Source organism: Terrabacter sp. AAH1 (assembly GCF_054456855.1).
Map to the genome: position 1 here is coordinate 67,734 of NZ_JBTJJV010000011.1, position 13,053 is coordinate 80,786.

12 protein-coding genes and 1 tRNA gene are annotated in these 13,053 nt (G+C 72.3%); 2 read left to right on the top strand and 11 right to left on the bottom strand.

Annotated elements, in window-relative coordinates; all coding sequences use genetic code 11:
• Positions 1–6: 6 nt before the first annotated feature.
• From thrS to ACXR8F_RS16095, 4 genes are all read right to left on the bottom strand, one after another.
• On the bottom strand, positions 7–2,004 hold the full coding sequence (thrS, locus tag ACXR8F_RS16080; protein WP_458801930.1) for a threonine--tRNA ligase: 1,998 nt from the start codon (positions 2,002–2,004) through the stop codon (positions 7–9).
• A 189-nt stretch (positions 2,005–2,193) separates the two neighbouring features.
• Entirely contained in the window at positions 2,194–3,051 is an 858-nt protein-coding gene (locus ACXR8F_RS16085; protein ID WP_458801932.1) for a MaoC family dehydratase, read from the bottom strand.
• Positions 3,052–3,058: 7 nt separating this feature from the next.
• Positions 3,059–4,387 (bottom strand): 3-oxoacyl-ACP reductase, encoded by a 1,329-nt coding sequence (locus ACXR8F_RS16090; protein WP_458801934.1) that lies wholly within the window; start codon positions 4,385–4,387, stop codon positions 3,059–3,061.
• A gap of 2 nt (positions 4,388–4,389) precedes the next feature.
• A complete protein-coding gene (locus ACXR8F_RS16095) occupies positions 4,390–5,685 on the bottom strand; it encodes an acetyl-CoA C-acetyltransferase (RefSeq protein ID WP_458801936.1) in 1,296 nt (431 codons plus the stop codon).
• A 98-nt stretch (positions 5,686–5,783) separates the two neighbouring features.
• Between ACXR8F_RS16095 and ACXR8F_RS16100 the strand changes: the two genes are divergently transcribed.
• Positions 5,784–6,473: a TetR/AcrR family transcriptional regulator gene (locus tag ACXR8F_RS16100; RefSeq protein WP_458801938.1), complete on the top strand. Its 690-nt coding sequence runs from the start codon at positions 5,784–5,786 to the stop codon at positions 6,471–6,473.
• Between the two features lies 1 nt (position 6,474).
• Positions 6,475–8,454, top strand: a complete 1,980-nt coding sequence (locus ACXR8F_RS16105) for an acyl-CoA dehydrogenase family protein (RefSeq protein WP_458801939.1) — start codon at positions 6,475–6,477, stop codon at positions 8,452–8,454.
• 20 nt (positions 8,455–8,474) lie between these two features.
• Here ACXR8F_RS16105 and ACXR8F_RS16110 read toward each other — a convergent pair whose 3' ends face one another.
• The 7 genes from ACXR8F_RS16110 to ACXR8F_RS16140 form a co-directional block, all read right to left on the bottom strand.
• A complete protein-coding gene (locus ACXR8F_RS16110) occupies positions 8,475–8,996 on the bottom strand; it encodes a flavin reductase family protein (protein ID WP_458801941.1) in 522 nt (173 codons plus the stop codon).
• Between the two features lie 31 nt (positions 8,997–9,027).
• Positions 9,028–9,378 (bottom strand): hypothetical protein, encoded by a 351-nt coding sequence (locus ACXR8F_RS16115; RefSeq protein ID WP_458801943.1) that lies wholly within the window; start codon positions 9,376–9,378, stop codon positions 9,028–9,030.
• A gap of 10 nt (positions 9,379–9,388) precedes the next feature.
• Entirely contained in the window at positions 9,389–10,366 is a 978-nt protein-coding gene (locus ACXR8F_RS16120) for an FUSC family protein (RefSeq protein WP_458801945.1), read from the bottom strand.
• 58 nt (positions 10,367–10,424) lie between these two features.
• Positions 10,425–10,498 (bottom strand) — tRNA-Val (locus ACXR8F_RS16125).
• Between the two features lie 121 nt (positions 10,499–10,619).
• Complete coding sequence (locus tag ACXR8F_RS16130) at positions 10,620–11,102, bottom strand: TIGR02611 family protein (protein WP_458801947.1); 483 nt, start codon at positions 11,100–11,102, stop codon at positions 10,620–10,622.
• Complete coding sequence (locus tag ACXR8F_RS16135) at positions 11,099–11,944, bottom strand: aminotransferase class IV (protein WP_458801949.1); 846 nt, start codon at positions 11,942–11,944, stop codon at positions 11,099–11,101. The genes ACXR8F_RS16130 and ACXR8F_RS16135 overlap by 4 nt, the downstream gene beginning before the upstream one ends.
• A 55-nt stretch (positions 11,945–11,999) precedes the next feature.
• Positions 12,000–13,037, bottom strand: a complete 1,038-nt coding sequence (locus ACXR8F_RS16140; protein WP_458801951.1) for an anthranilate synthase component I family protein — start codon at positions 13,035–13,037, stop codon at positions 12,000–12,002.
• Between the last annotated feature and the right edge of the window lie 16 nt (positions 13,038–13,053).

Below are 13,053 nucleotides of genomic sequence, written 5' to 3' on the forward strand. Positions count from 1 at the left end.
TGGGGCTCAGACCTGTGCGCGGCTCTCGATCGCGGCGAGCACCTCGGCGATGGCGTCGTCGACCGGCACGCCGTTCTTCTGCGACCCGTCGCGATAGCGGAACGAGACGGCGCCGGCCGCGCGGTCCTCCTCGCCGGCGATCAGCGTGAAGGGCACCTTCGACTTGCTGGCGTTGCGGATCTTCTTCGGGAAACGGTCGTCGCTGGCGTCGAGCTCAACGCGAACTCCCTTGCGGCGCATGCGGTTCAGCACCTCGCCGAGGTAGTCGGCATAGTCCTCGGCGACCGGCACGCCGAGCACCTGGACGGGCGAGAGCCACACCGGGAACGCGCCCGCGTAGTGCTCGACGAGCACGCCGAGGAAGCGCTCGATCGAGCCGAACTTCGCAGAGTGGATCATGACCGGCTGCTGGCGCGACCCGTCGGCGGCCTGGAACTCGAGGCCGAAGCGCTCGGGCTGGTTGAAGTCGTACTGGATGGTCGACATCTGCCAGGTGCGCCCGATGGCGTCGCGGGCCTGGACGGAGATCTTCGGGCCGTAGAAGGCGGCGCCACCCGGGTCGGGCACGAGCTGCAGACCCGAGGCGACGGCGACGTCCTCGAGCACCTTCGTCGCGACGGCCCACTGCTCGTCGGAGCCGATGAACTTGTCCTTCTTGTCGCCGTCCTCGTCTCGCGTCGACAGCTCGAGGTAGAAGTCGTCGAGGCCGAAGTCGCGCAGCAGGCTCAGCACGAAGTCGAGCAGGTGCTGGATCTCGGCGGGCGCCTGCTCGGGCGTGACGTAGCTGTGCGAGTCGTCCTGCGTCATGCCGCGCACGCGCGTCAGCCCGTGCACGACGCCGGACTTCTCGTAGCGGTAGACGGATCCGAACTCGAAGAACCGCAGCGGCAGCTCGCGGTAGGAGCGACCGCGGGAGGCGAAGATGAGGTTGTGCATCGGGCAGTTCATCGCCTTGAGCTGGTACTTCGCGCCCTCGAGCTCCATCGGCGGGAACATCGTGTCGGCGTAGTACGGCAGGTGGCCGCTCGTGTGGAAGAGGCCGTCCTTGGTGATGTGGGGCGTGCCGACGTAGTCGAAGCCCTCCTCGATGTGTCGGCGGCGGACGTAGTCCTCCATCTCGCGCTTGATGACGCCGCCCTTGGGGTGGAAGACCGGCAGGCCGGAACCGAGCTCGTCGGGGAAGCTGAAGAGGTCGAGCTCGGCACCGAGCTTGCGGTGGTCGCGGCGCTCGGCCTCGGCGAGACGGTCGAGGTAGGCCTTGAGGTCGTCCTTGGTCGGCCACGCAGTGCCGTAGACGCGCTGCAGCTGCGGGTTCTTCTCCGAGCCGCGCCAGTAGGCGGCGGCCGACCGCATCAGCTTGAAGGCGTTGCCGATGAGCTTGGTGTTCGGGATGTGCGGGCCGCGGCAGAGGTCGCCCCAGGCGCGCGTGCCGTCGCGGCGGATGTTGTCGTAGATCGTCAGCTCGCCGGCCCCGACCTCGACGCCGGCGCCCTCGGCCGCCTCGTCGGCGTTGCCGCCCTTGAGCCCGACGAGCTCGCACTTGTAGGGCTCGTGGGCGAGCTCCTCGAGGGCCTCGGCGTCGGTGACGACCCGGCGCTCGAAGGTCTGGCCCTCGTTGACGATCTTCTGCATGGCCTTCTCGAGGGCCTTGAGGTCGTCCGGGTGGAACGGGGTCTCGACGTCGAAGTCGTAGTAGAAGCCGTCGCGGATGGGCGGCCCGATGCCGAGCTTGGCGTCGGAGTGGAGTTGCTGGACCGCCTGCGCGAGCACGTGGGCCGTCGAGTGGCGCAGCACCGCGAGACCGTCCTCGGAGGTGACCGTCACGGGCTCGACGACGTCGCCGTCGGAGACGACGTGGAAGAGGTCGCGCAGCTCGCCGTTGACGCGGGCGACGACCACCTCACGGCCGCCGGCCCCGGCCTCCTCCAGCAGCGCGCCGGCCGTCGTCTGCTCCGTGACCGTTCGCTCGCTCCCGGCGACGGTGACGGTGATCTGTGCAGACACGGTGGGTGCTCCTTCGTGAGTGATCCGACCGCGAGCCGGTCGGATCATGGCGTATGCCGTCGGGTGCGGCAGGTGCCCAGCGTATCGAGCGCTCCGGCCGGCCCGCGACGCACCGGACGCCGGGCCTCCCCGAGAGCGAAGCAGGGCGCGCACCTGTCGGCCGGGGAGGCCGACAGGTGCGCGGCGAGGTCACCAGGTGTTCTCGACGACGGCGTGCTCGACCTGGCCCTTGGCGTTCTCGAGGACCGACAGCGTGCGACGCGTCTCGAAGGCCGTGCGCAGCCGCACCGTCGAGGGGAGCCGCACCGGCTTGCGGAACCACACCCGGCTGGAGAGCCCGCCCTCGGGCAGCCGCGGGCCGAGCGATGCGAGCGTCCTGGCGTACGAGTACATCCCGTGCGCGATGGCGGTGGGGAACCCCAGCGGACGGGCCGTCAGGGCGTGCACGTGGATCGGGTTCCAGTCACCCGAGACCCCGGCGTACTCGCGGCCGGTCCCCTCCCCCAGCCGCCACAGCGGCCCGGCGGTGACCGACTCGAGCGCCTCCTGCGACGGGGGCTCCGACGCCGTCGCGTCCGGGTGCTCCTGCCCCCGGGAGAGGTAGGTGCTCACGCCGCGCCAGACCAGCTCGCCACGGACCTCGACCTCGGAGACGAGGTCGACCTGCCGGCCACGGCGGTGCGGCCGCAGCGCCTCGGCCCGGACTGCCACGTCGAGCACCTCGTCGGGGGTGACCGGACGCACCACCTCGATCCGGTTCTCGACGTGCACGGCGCCCATGAGCGGCAGCGGGAAGCGGTCGTCGCTCATCACGCTCATCTGCAGCGGGAACGTCAGCAGGTGCGCGTAGGTGACCGGCAGCGTGCCGTCGACCGGGAAGCGGCAGACGTGCGAGTAGGCGACGAGGTCGTCCAGGTCGACCCGCACGCCGGCCCGTGACACGCGGACGTCGGGCAGGGTGTCGCCGGAACGGCCTCGGCGCAACGCGGCCGTGGCATAGATGCGGCGCAGGTCCGGGGGCCCCTCGAGGGTGATCTCCTTGGTCATCGTCGCCTCAGGCCCCCAGCAGGCTCTGGCCGCACACGCGCACGACCTGCCCGGTGGCCGCCGCGGCACCCGGCTGCGCGAACCACGCGATGGTCTCGGCGACGTCCTTGGGGTGGCCGCCCTGCTGGAGCGAGTTCATGCGACGCCCGATCTCTCTGGTGGCGAAGGGGATCCGGGCCGTCATCTCCGTCTCGATGAAGCCCGGGGCGACGGCGTTGACGGTGATGCCGCGGTCGGCCACCTGGCGCGAGAGCGCGGAGACGAGGCCGATGACACCTGCCTTGCTCGCGCCGTAGTTGGTCTGGCCGCGGTTGCCGGCGATCCCTGCGATCGAGGCGACGCACACGATGCGTCCGCCCGCGGCAAGTCCTCCCTCGCCGAGGATGGCCTCGTTCATCCGGAGGACCGACCGCAGGTTGACGTCGATGACGCTGCGCCAGCGGTCCTCGTCCATGTTGACGAAGAGCTTGTCGCGGGTGATGCCGGCGTTGTGGACCACGATGTCGAGACCGCCGTGCCGGCTGGTCGCGTGCTCGACGATGCGCGACCCGGCGTCGTCGGACGTGACGTCGAGCTGCAGGGCCGTGCCCTTGACCTCGTTGGCCACCGCGGCGAGTGCGTCGCCGGCTGCGGGGATGTCGACCGCCACGACCGTCGCGCCGTCGCGCGCCATGACCCGGGCTATCTCGGCCCCGATGCCGCGGGCGGCCCCGGTGACGACGGCCACCTTGCCTGCGAGCGGTCGCAACGCGTCGGTGTCACCGCTCGTGGTCTCGTCGACGCGCACGACCTGGCCGTCGACGTACGCCGACCGGCCGCTGAGGAAGAACTCGACCGCAGAGCGCACTCCGTCGTGCGCCTCGCCCTGTGCCAGAACGAGGTTGGCGGTCGCCCCGGCGCGCAGCTCCTTGCCGATGGAGCGCACGACACCCTCGAGGGCGCGCTGGGTCGCGACCTCGGCCACCTCGCTCAGCGTGTCGGGGTCGGTGCCGATGACGACGACGCGGCCGTTGCGCTTGAGGGCCTTCACGGCCGGGGCGCCGAGCAGGCGCAGCGCGTCGAGGTCCGACGGGTCGGTGGCGGCGCTGAGGTCGAGCACGACGGCGCCGACCTTGGGGGCGGCGTCGGCTGCGTCACCGGCGGCCGTGACCGTGGGGACGCCGACCGTGCCGAGCCACGACGTGATGGCCTCGGCGAAGCGGCCCCCGCCGGCGACGAGGACCGGTCCCTCGCAGAGGGGCATGCCGGGCTCGTAGCGGCGCAGGCGCGTCGGCTGGGGCACGCCGACCTTCTGCGCGACGGGCGAGCGGACGATGGTGGTGAAGAGGTCGGTCATGCTCAGGCCTCCAGGATCGCGACGACGCCCTGGCCGCCGGCGGCGCAGATGGAGATCAGGCCCCGTCCGCCGCCGGCTTCCTTGAGCTGCTTGGCGAGGGAGGCGATGATGCGACCGCCGGTCGCTGCGAACGGGTGTCCCGCCGCCAGCGACGAGCCGTTGACGTTGAGCTTGCTGCGGTCGATGGACCCGAGCGGCGCGTCGAGGCCGAGTCGGCCCTTGCAGAAGTCCGGGTCCTCCCACGCCTTGAGGGTGCTGAGGACGGTGGCCGCGAAGGCTTCGTGGATCTCGTAGTAGTCGAAGTCCTGCAGGGAGAGGCCGTTTCGCGCAAGGAGGCGCGGCACGGCATACGCGGGTGCCATCAGCAGGCCCTCGTCGCCGTGGACGTAGTCGACGGCGGCGGTCTCGGCGTCGACGAACCACGCCAGGGGCGTCAGCCGGTGCTCCTCGGCCCACTCCTCGCTCGCGAGCAGCACCGCCGAGGCGCCGTCGGTGAGCGGGGTGGAGTTGCCGGCTGTCATCGTCGCGCCGTCGCCCTTACCGAAGACCGGCTTGAGCTTGGCGAGCTTCTCGACGGAGGAGTCGGGGCGCAGGTTGTTGTCGCGAGCGACCCCGAGGTACGGCGTGACGAGGTCGTCCTGGAAGCCGCGCTCGTACGCCGCGGCCAGCTTCTGGTGGCTGGCGGCGGCGAGCTCGTCCTGGGCCTCACGCGTGATGCCCCACTGTGCCGCCGTCAGGGCCATGTGCTCACCCATGGAGAGGCCGGTGCGGGGCTCGACGTTCTCGGGGATCGCGGGCACGAGGTGGCTGGGGCGCAGGCCGGCCAGCGCCTTGGCGCGGTCGGCGGCGGACCGGGCCCGGTTCGCGGCGAGGAGGGTCTGTCGCAGGCCCTCGTTGACGGCGATGGGTGCGTCGCTGGCGCTGTCGACGCCGCCGGCGATGCCCGCGTCGATCTGCCCGAGCGCGATCTTGTTGGCGACGAGGATCGCCGCCTCGAGGCCCGTGCCGCACGCCTGCTGGATGTCGTAGGCGGGGGTGGTCGGGTCGAGGCGGGTGCCGAGCACCGTCTCACGGGTCAGGTTGAAGTCGCGGCTGTGCTTGAGCACCGCGCCGGCGACGACCTCACCGAGTCGCTCGCCGGCGAGGCCGTAGCGGGCGACGAGGCCGTCGATGCTGGCGGTGAGCATGTCCTGGTTGGACGCCTTCGCGTACGTGCCGTGGGCACGCGCGAACGGGATGCGGTTGCCTCCGAGGACCGCGACGCGACGGGGCGCGCGCGGACTGGTCTTGGACGCCATGGATCTGTACCTGCTCTCGGTGTGGTGGCTGTCGATCAGGACCAAGATAACCGAAACTCGCAGTAGTCGATACAGGCAGTACCTGTTACTTTCGTGAGATGGACGACGATGTGGACCCCACCGCCTCGACCACCCGGACGGCACCGCGCGACGGCCGCGACGCGCGCTGGGAACGGCACCGCGAGGAGCGGCGTGCTGGCTTGGTCGATGCGACGATCCGTGCCATCCGCAAGCACGGCGCGGGCGTGGGCATGGACGACATCGCCGCCGAGGCCGGCACCTCCAAGACCGTCATCTACCGGCACTTCGACGACAAGGCCGGGCTCTACCGCGCTGTGGCCCACCGCATCGACGGCCGCGTCGTCGGCAACGTCGGTGCGGCCATGGGTCTCTCGAGCACCTCGCACGGCGACACGCGCGAGCTCGTCGCGTCGACGGTCGACGCCTACCTCGCACTCGTCGAGTCGGACACCGAGGTCTACCGCTTCGTCGTCAACCGCCCGCTCGTCGACCTGCCTCTCGCGGACGACCCCGTCGGCGGCACCGTCGACCAGGTCACCGACCAGCTGACGGGCCTGCTGCTCGCCTCGCTGAGCGCGACCGCCACCGACCACTCCCGGGCCCGCACCTGGGCCATCGCCCTCGTCGGGTCGGTGCGTGCCGTCGCCGACGACTGGCTCGCCACCCCCGAGTCCGAGCGCGCCCCTCGCCAAATGGTCGTCGAGGCCCTCACAGAGCTCGCCTGGCACGGACTCGAGCCCGCTCTCACCCGCACGGAAGGCCGATGAGATGTCCACTGCTGCAGAGATTCCCACCCCGAGCACCCAGGGCGCGCCGAGCAACCCGACCGCCCCGGTGACCCGCTCCCCCGAGCTCGTGACCCGGCTGCGCGCGCACCTCGACGGGCCGTTCGGAGACGTCCGGGACCACTGCCGGGCGCTCGACCCCGTCACCTTCGGCCCCCCGCCCACACCGTTGTCCACCGACGAGCACCGAGCGCGGGTCACGTCGCAGCTGGCCGCCCTCGCCGAGCAGCCGTATGCCGCGGACGGCTTCCCCGAGCGCCAGGGCGGCACCGCGCGCTACGCCCAGGCCGTCGCCGCGTTCGAGATGCTCGGCCACACCGACCTCTCGCTCTTCGTCAAGGCGGGCGTGCAGTGGGGGCTCTTCGGCGGTGCGGTCTCGCTGCTCGGCACGAGCCGACACGACCACCTGGTGCCGCTCATCACCTCGGGTGAGCTGCAGGGCTGCTTCGCGATGACCGAGACCGGCCACGGCAGCGACGTGCAGAGCCTGCTCACCACCGCCACGTTCGACCCGGCGACCGACGAGATCGTCGTCCACTCCCCCACGCCCGACGCACGCAAGGACTACATCGGCAACGCCGCCCGCGACGGCCGGGTCGCGGCTGTCTTCGCCCAGCTCGTCGTCGGCGACGAGTCGCACGGCGTGCACTGCGTGCTGGTGCCGATCCGCGGGGCCGACGGCACTGCGGCGGCCGGGGTCACCATCGAGGACTGCGGCGCCAAGCTGGGGCTGGGCGGCGTCGACAACGGTCGCCTCTCCTTCGACCACGTGCGGGTGCCGCGCACCAACCTCCTCGGCCGCTACGGCGACATCGACGACGACGGGACGTACTCGAGCCCCATCGACAACCCCGGCCGGCGCTTCTTCACGATGCTCGGCACGCTCGTGCGCGGGCGCATCTCCGTCGCGGGCGGCGCCGGGGCGGCCGCGCGCTCGGCCCTCGCGGTCACCACGCGATATGCCACCGGGCGACGCCAGTTCGCCGCGCCCGGCACCGACGTGGAGACGACCGTCCTCGACTACCGCACCTACCAGCGGCGGCTGCTCCCGAGGATCGCGACGGCATACGCCCTGCAGGTGGCCCAGCACGAGCTCGTCACGGCCATGGACGACGTGCTCTCGGGACGCGCGACCGCCGAGGAGGACCAGCGGCGGCTCGAGACCCGCGCCGCCGGCATCAAGGTGCTGACGACGCGCCACGCCACCGACACGATCCAGGAGTGCCGCGAGCTCTGCGGCGGCGCCGGCTACCTCTGGGCCAACCGCCTCGCGGCGCTCAAGGCCGACACCGACATCTTCACGACGTTCGAGGGCGACAACACGGTGCTGCTGCAGCTCGTGGCCAAGTCGCTGCTCGGCGAGTACCAGGCGACGTTCGGCGACCTCGACACCCTGGGCATCGTGCGGTTCGGGGCCCGGCTCGTCGGCGGCACCGTCATCGAGCGGTCGTCGGCGCGCGGCATCGTGCAGCGGCTGGTCGACGCCGCGCCGGGTCGGGAGGAGGACGTCACCTTCGGCATCCGAGGCACGCAGCTGCGCCTGCTGCGCGAGCGCGAGGAACACCTGCTCGAGGGCCTCGCGCGCCGGCTCCGCCGTGCCACGGCACCCGGCGCCGACGCGTTCGCGGTCTTCAACGCCACCCAGGACCACCTCGTCGAGGCCGCGACGGCGCACGTCGAGCGGCTGGTCGCCGAGTCCTTCGCCGCCTCGGTCGAGGAGTGCGCCGACGTGGAGGCGAAGGCGGTGCTCGCCCGCGTCTGCGACCTGCACCTGCTGTCGACGATCGAGCGGCACAAGGCGTGGTACCTCGAGCACGACCGGCTCAGCCCGGCCCGCACCAAGGCGCTGACGGCTCTCGTCAACGAGATCTGCGCCGAGCTGCGGCCGCTCGCGACCGACCTGGCCGACGCGTTCGGTGTCCCGGAGGGCCTGCTCACGACGGAGATGTCGGGCACGGCCTGATCCTGCGCGAGGTCGCGCGCTCAGGCGTGCGGGCGCTGGTAGCGGCCCCGGCGGTGCACGAGCGGGCCGTCCTCGGGCCCGACCTCGACGTGCTCGACCACCGTCTCGATGAGCACCGACCAGCCGACGTCGTGACGGGTCGCAGCGTCGAGGCGCACTCCCGCCCAGGTCGCAGCGGAGGCGGGCCGGGGCCCCCACTCGGTCTGCTCCCACGTGCCGAGCCGGAACGGGCCGCCCGGAGCGGGCATGACCCCTGCGAAGGCGTCCGCGAGCCGCTGGTCACGGACCTCCAGCAACGTCACGACGGCTGTGCCGGTCTCGTCGAGCCGCTCGAGCAGGTCGGAGTCCGGGTGCAGCAGGCCGACGACGCGACCGGGGTCGCCGGTCGCGACGAGGTAGGACGAGACCGTGAGGCCCGCGCGCTCGACGCCGGAGCCGGCCGTCCAGAGCGACACCGTGCCCCCGATGCGCCCGCGCAGCCGTCGGACGGGGTCACGGTCCTCGTCGGGGGTGTCGAACGGATGCTCGGTGTGGATCGTCACCCGATGCCCTTGCCGCGCCCGCAGGCCCTCTTCACTCGGACTCGGCCACCATCAGGGCGTCGTCGACCGACACCGCGCCGGGCGTGACCACCTCGGCGTAGACGCCCGCGCACTGCGACGGCGCCTGCGTGACCTTGAGAGTGCAGTCGCCGAGGCGGATGACGTGCCCCACGAGCCTGTCGAGCACCGCGGACTCCATGTCCAGGACGATGTTTGCCTTCGGGTGGGTCTCGACGTAGTCGTCGGCCGTCACGAGGTGCACGGCATGCTTCTTGCTGCGGTTGCCCTCCGGGCCGGTGGGCGTCACCTCGACGGAGTCGAGCTCCTGTCCCGGCGAGTCGGAGTCGGGGTAGATGAAGAGGCTGGAGACCGTCGCGACCATGGACGACACGCTAGTGCGTCGAGGGCGCGTGGCCGGGAGCCACGGCGTCGTCGAGCCCGCGCATGAGCCACGCAGCCAGGAGGGCCAGGCCGACCGAGACGCCGGTGAGGAGCACCCGCTCGGCCGCGACCCGCGCCGGGTCGACGAGCGCGGGCGACGAGGCGAGCAGCACGATGACCGGTGTGCCGAACCAGGACTGCCGGCCGGCGTCCCCCGCGAGCGCCCAGCCGAACATGAGGACCGCACAGGCCACGAGGGCCACGATCGTCGCCGGACGTGGCAGCGCGAAGGCGACGACCGCTGACACGACGAGGCCGACGAGCGTCCCGACGAAGACGGCCGGTGCGGTGCGACGGGCCTCCACAGGCCGCGGGCGCATGGCGGCGGCGAGCACCACCACGGCCCAGTACGCGTGGGGAAGACCCTCGAGGCCGGCGACGAGCAGCACGGCCGAGGCGATCACGGCGAAGGTCACGGCGTGCAGCACCGCGAGCCTCCACGGCACAGGCACCGACCGGCGCGGCAGGCGCAGGGCCCACACCACGGCATGCGCGAGGCCGTTGCCGACCACGACGAGGAGCCCGACGAGCACCGGGTGCTCACCCGGGAGCACCGAGCCGAGCACCGAGGCAGAGACCGCGGGGGCCATGCCGAGCCCCGCGGAGGACGCGGTGAACGGCGCCTGCGCCAGCGCGGTCGCGAACACGACGGCGGCGAGGCCCCAGGGACGCCCTGCCGCGACGCCCAGACCGGCGGCCGAGGCCGCGAGCGCCGTCTCCCCGAGCCGCACGCGCAGCGGCAGCTCGGCCGCTGCGGCCGGCAGGCCCGTGACGAGGCCCATGCCGAGGGACAGCGCCGCGCCGACGCCGATGAGCCACGCGGTGAGTCCTGTGGCGACGGCGAGCACGGCGACGACGACGCAGGCGAGCAGCAGCACGGTGCTCGGCGGAACAGCGGTCCGGGCGAGGCGGCGCAGGGCCTGCGTCATGCCGCTCACGCTAGTGCCCGCTGGGCGGAGCAGGCGCGAGGTGCCGGTGAAGATGCGGTGGACGTGAAGGGACTCGAACCCCTGACCTCTCGCGTGTGAAGCGAGCGCTCTAACCAGCTGAGCTACACGTCCGGGCACCCCTGTGCCGAGAGGCTGTCGGGGTGACGGAGGGAAACAATAGCCGGTACCGGGCCGGTGGTGGAAATCGCCCCTGCCGCGGCCGTGTCGGCGCCCGCAGGACAGCCGAGTCGCGTCAGTCGATCCCGGGCACCCGGACCAGCAGGTCCTCGGCCCACTGGGGCACGAACTGCGGAACGCCCGCCCAGGCCAGGTAGGTCCAGACGACCCCCCAGACGATGAGCAGGGTGCCGAGCGCGACGAGGCCCCGCACCCAGATCGACTGGGCCATGATCCAGTCGTTCCAGCGGCTCACGTGGTGCTTGCCGAAGTCGAGCCAGCGCTGGGCGAACTCGAACTCGCTCGCGAGGATGAGCAGCCCGAAGAAGACGACCAGCCAGCCGGGGCCGGGCGCGGGAACCATGATGAGCCCGGCGATCGTGACGACGGCGCCGACGACCCCGACGGCGGTGCGCCAGGCGAGGTGGGTGACCCGGTTGCGGCGCAGGCGGGCGCGCCAGGCCCAGCGGTCCTCTTCCGCGTCGAGCGTGCGGTTCGGGTCGGAGTAGTCGACGTCGTCGGCGGCCCCGGCCCGCGCGGGCTCTTCGGGGGCTGTCACGGGTCGGCGTCCCGCTCGGCGTTGCTGCGGAAGACTCGCAGCAGCTCGCGTGTCACCGGGTTGCTCTCGGGGAGCACCCGGTCGTCGACGGCGTGGATGGGCAGGACGTCCTTCGTGGAGCTCGTGATGAACACCTCGTCGGCCGTCTGCAGCACGTCGAGCGGCAGCGCCTCCTCACGGACGTCGATGCCGGCGGCGCGGCCCCACTCGATGGTGAGCTCGCGGGTGATGCCGGCGAGCAGGCCCGACCCGACGGGCGGCGTGAGCACGACGCCGTCCACGACGACGAAGACGTTGCTGCCCGTGCACTCGCACAGCTCTCCCCGGGTGTTGGCGAAGACGGCCTCGATCGCGCCCACCTGCTTGGCGCGCGCGAGCGCGACGACGTTCTCGGCGTACGAGGTCGTCTTGAGCCCGGCCACCGCGGAGCGCTCGTTCCGGGTCCACGGCACGACCGTCAGCGTGCCGCTCTCGGGCGGGAGCGGCTGGGTGGCCGCCAGCACGATGTAGGTCAGGGACGCGTCGTCGCGGTCGGAGCCGAGGGGCCCGATGCCTCCGGTGACGCTGTAGCGCAGGCGGCCGAAGGGGATCGCCGGCCCGTCGAGCACCGCGGCCACACCCTTGTCGACGACGCCGAGATCGAGCGGCGGCAGGCCGAGCCCGGCCGCGGAGCGCTCGAGCCGTCGGTGGTGCCGCGAGAGGGCGAACGGCCGTCCGTCGACGATCTTGGCGGTCTCGAAGACGCCGTCGCCCACGGTCACGGCGTGGTCGAGGGCGGACACGGACGGTCCGGTGGGGTCGACGAGGTCGCCGTCGACCCAGACGCGCATGGTCGTGCTCATGGTCCCTTCCCTGTGGCTCTTACCGTGGCTCGTGCCGTGGCTCGCGAGAGCGTCCTCATGGTGTCACAGTGCCGGCCGCCAGCCCGATGAGGCGGGCCGCCTTGAGCTCGGTCTCGGCCCACTCCCCCTCGGGGTCGGAGTGCCACGTGATGCCGGCCCCGGTGCCGAACCGCAGCCACCGGAGTCCGGCCGCGTCGTGCTCGGCCCAGAAGGTGCGGATGCCGACGGCCAGGTCGGCCTCACGCGCATCGGCGTCGACCCAGCCGATGGCCCCGCAGTACGGCCCGCGCGGCTGCGTCTCGAGGTCGTGGATCGCGGTGAGGGCACTCGACTTGGGGGCGCCCGAGACCGAACCGGGTGGGTAGGTGGCAGCGAAGACGTCGCCCCACCCCACGCCGTCGGCCAACCGCCCGCTCACGGTGGAGACGAGGTGGACGAGGCCGGGGTGCTGCTCGATCGCGCACAGCTCGTCGACCGACACGGTCCCCGGTTCGCAGACGCCCGAGAGGTCGTTGCGCATGAGGTCGACGATCATGACGTTCTCGGCGTGGTCCTTGGGCAGCATCTGCTCCGCGGTCGGTGCCGTGCCCTTGATCGGGCGCGTCACCACGGTGACGCCCCGGCGTGCCAGGAAGAGCTCCGGGGAGGCGCTGACCACGTCGAGGCCGGCTTCCTCACACCTGATGCGCGCGGCGTGCGGCGCTGGATTGCCTTGTCGGAGAAGGGCGTCGAGCCCGTCGAGGTCTGCATCGGCCGCCAGCTCGTGGCTGACCACCCGGCACACGTTGACCTGGTAGACGGTGCCGGCGGCGATGCGCTCGCGCACCTCGCGCACCGCGCTCACGTAGGCCGCGCGGTCGAGGGACGAGCACCAGTGACGGTCGAGCGGCCGCCAGTCCGCCGGGCTGACGGCTGCCGGACCGGTTGGTGTGGCGCGGTTGACGTCGCCGAAGCGGACCGCGGTGACGTCGCCCTCGAAGGTCGCCACGACGGCCCAGAACCCCTCGCGCGAGATGGCGTCGAGGGCCGCCGCACCGCGGCGGACGTCGACGACCTCTCGGGCGACCCGGTCGGCGAAGCGGGCGTGGTCCACCCGCAGATCGTAGGCC

Coding starts and splice junctions, on each gene's coding strand:
- ACXR8F_RS16085 (WP_458801932.1), bottom strand. CDS start 3,051: ATGACCAAGGAGATCACCCTCGAGGGGCCCCCGGACCTGCGCCGCATC.
- ACXR8F_RS16090 (WP_458801934.1), bottom strand. CDS start 4,387: ATGACCGACCTCTTCACCACCATCGTCCGCTCGCCCGTCGCGCAGAAG.
- ACXR8F_RS16095 (WP_458801936.1), bottom strand. CDS start 5,685: ATGGCGTCCAAGACCAGTCCGCGCGCGCCCCGTCGCGTCGCGGTCCTC.
- ACXR8F_RS16100 (WP_458801938.1), top strand. CDS start 5,784: ATGGACGACGATGTGGACCCCACCGCCTCGACCACCCGGACGGCACCG.
- ACXR8F_RS16105 (WP_458801939.1), top strand. CDS start 6,475: ATGTCCACTGCTGCAGAGATTCCCACCCCGAGCACCCAGGGCGCGCCG.
- ACXR8F_RS16115 (WP_458801943.1), bottom strand. CDS start 9,378: ATGGTCGCGACGGTCTCCAGCCTCTTCATCTACCCCGACTCCGACTCG.
- ACXR8F_RS16120 (WP_458801945.1), bottom strand. CDS start 10,366: ATGACGCAGGCCCTGCGCCGCCTCGCCCGGACCGCTGTTCCGCCGAGC.
- ACXR8F_RS16135 (WP_458801949.1), bottom strand. CDS start 11,944: ATGAGCACGACCATGCGCGTCTGGGTCGACGGCGACCTCGTCGACCCC.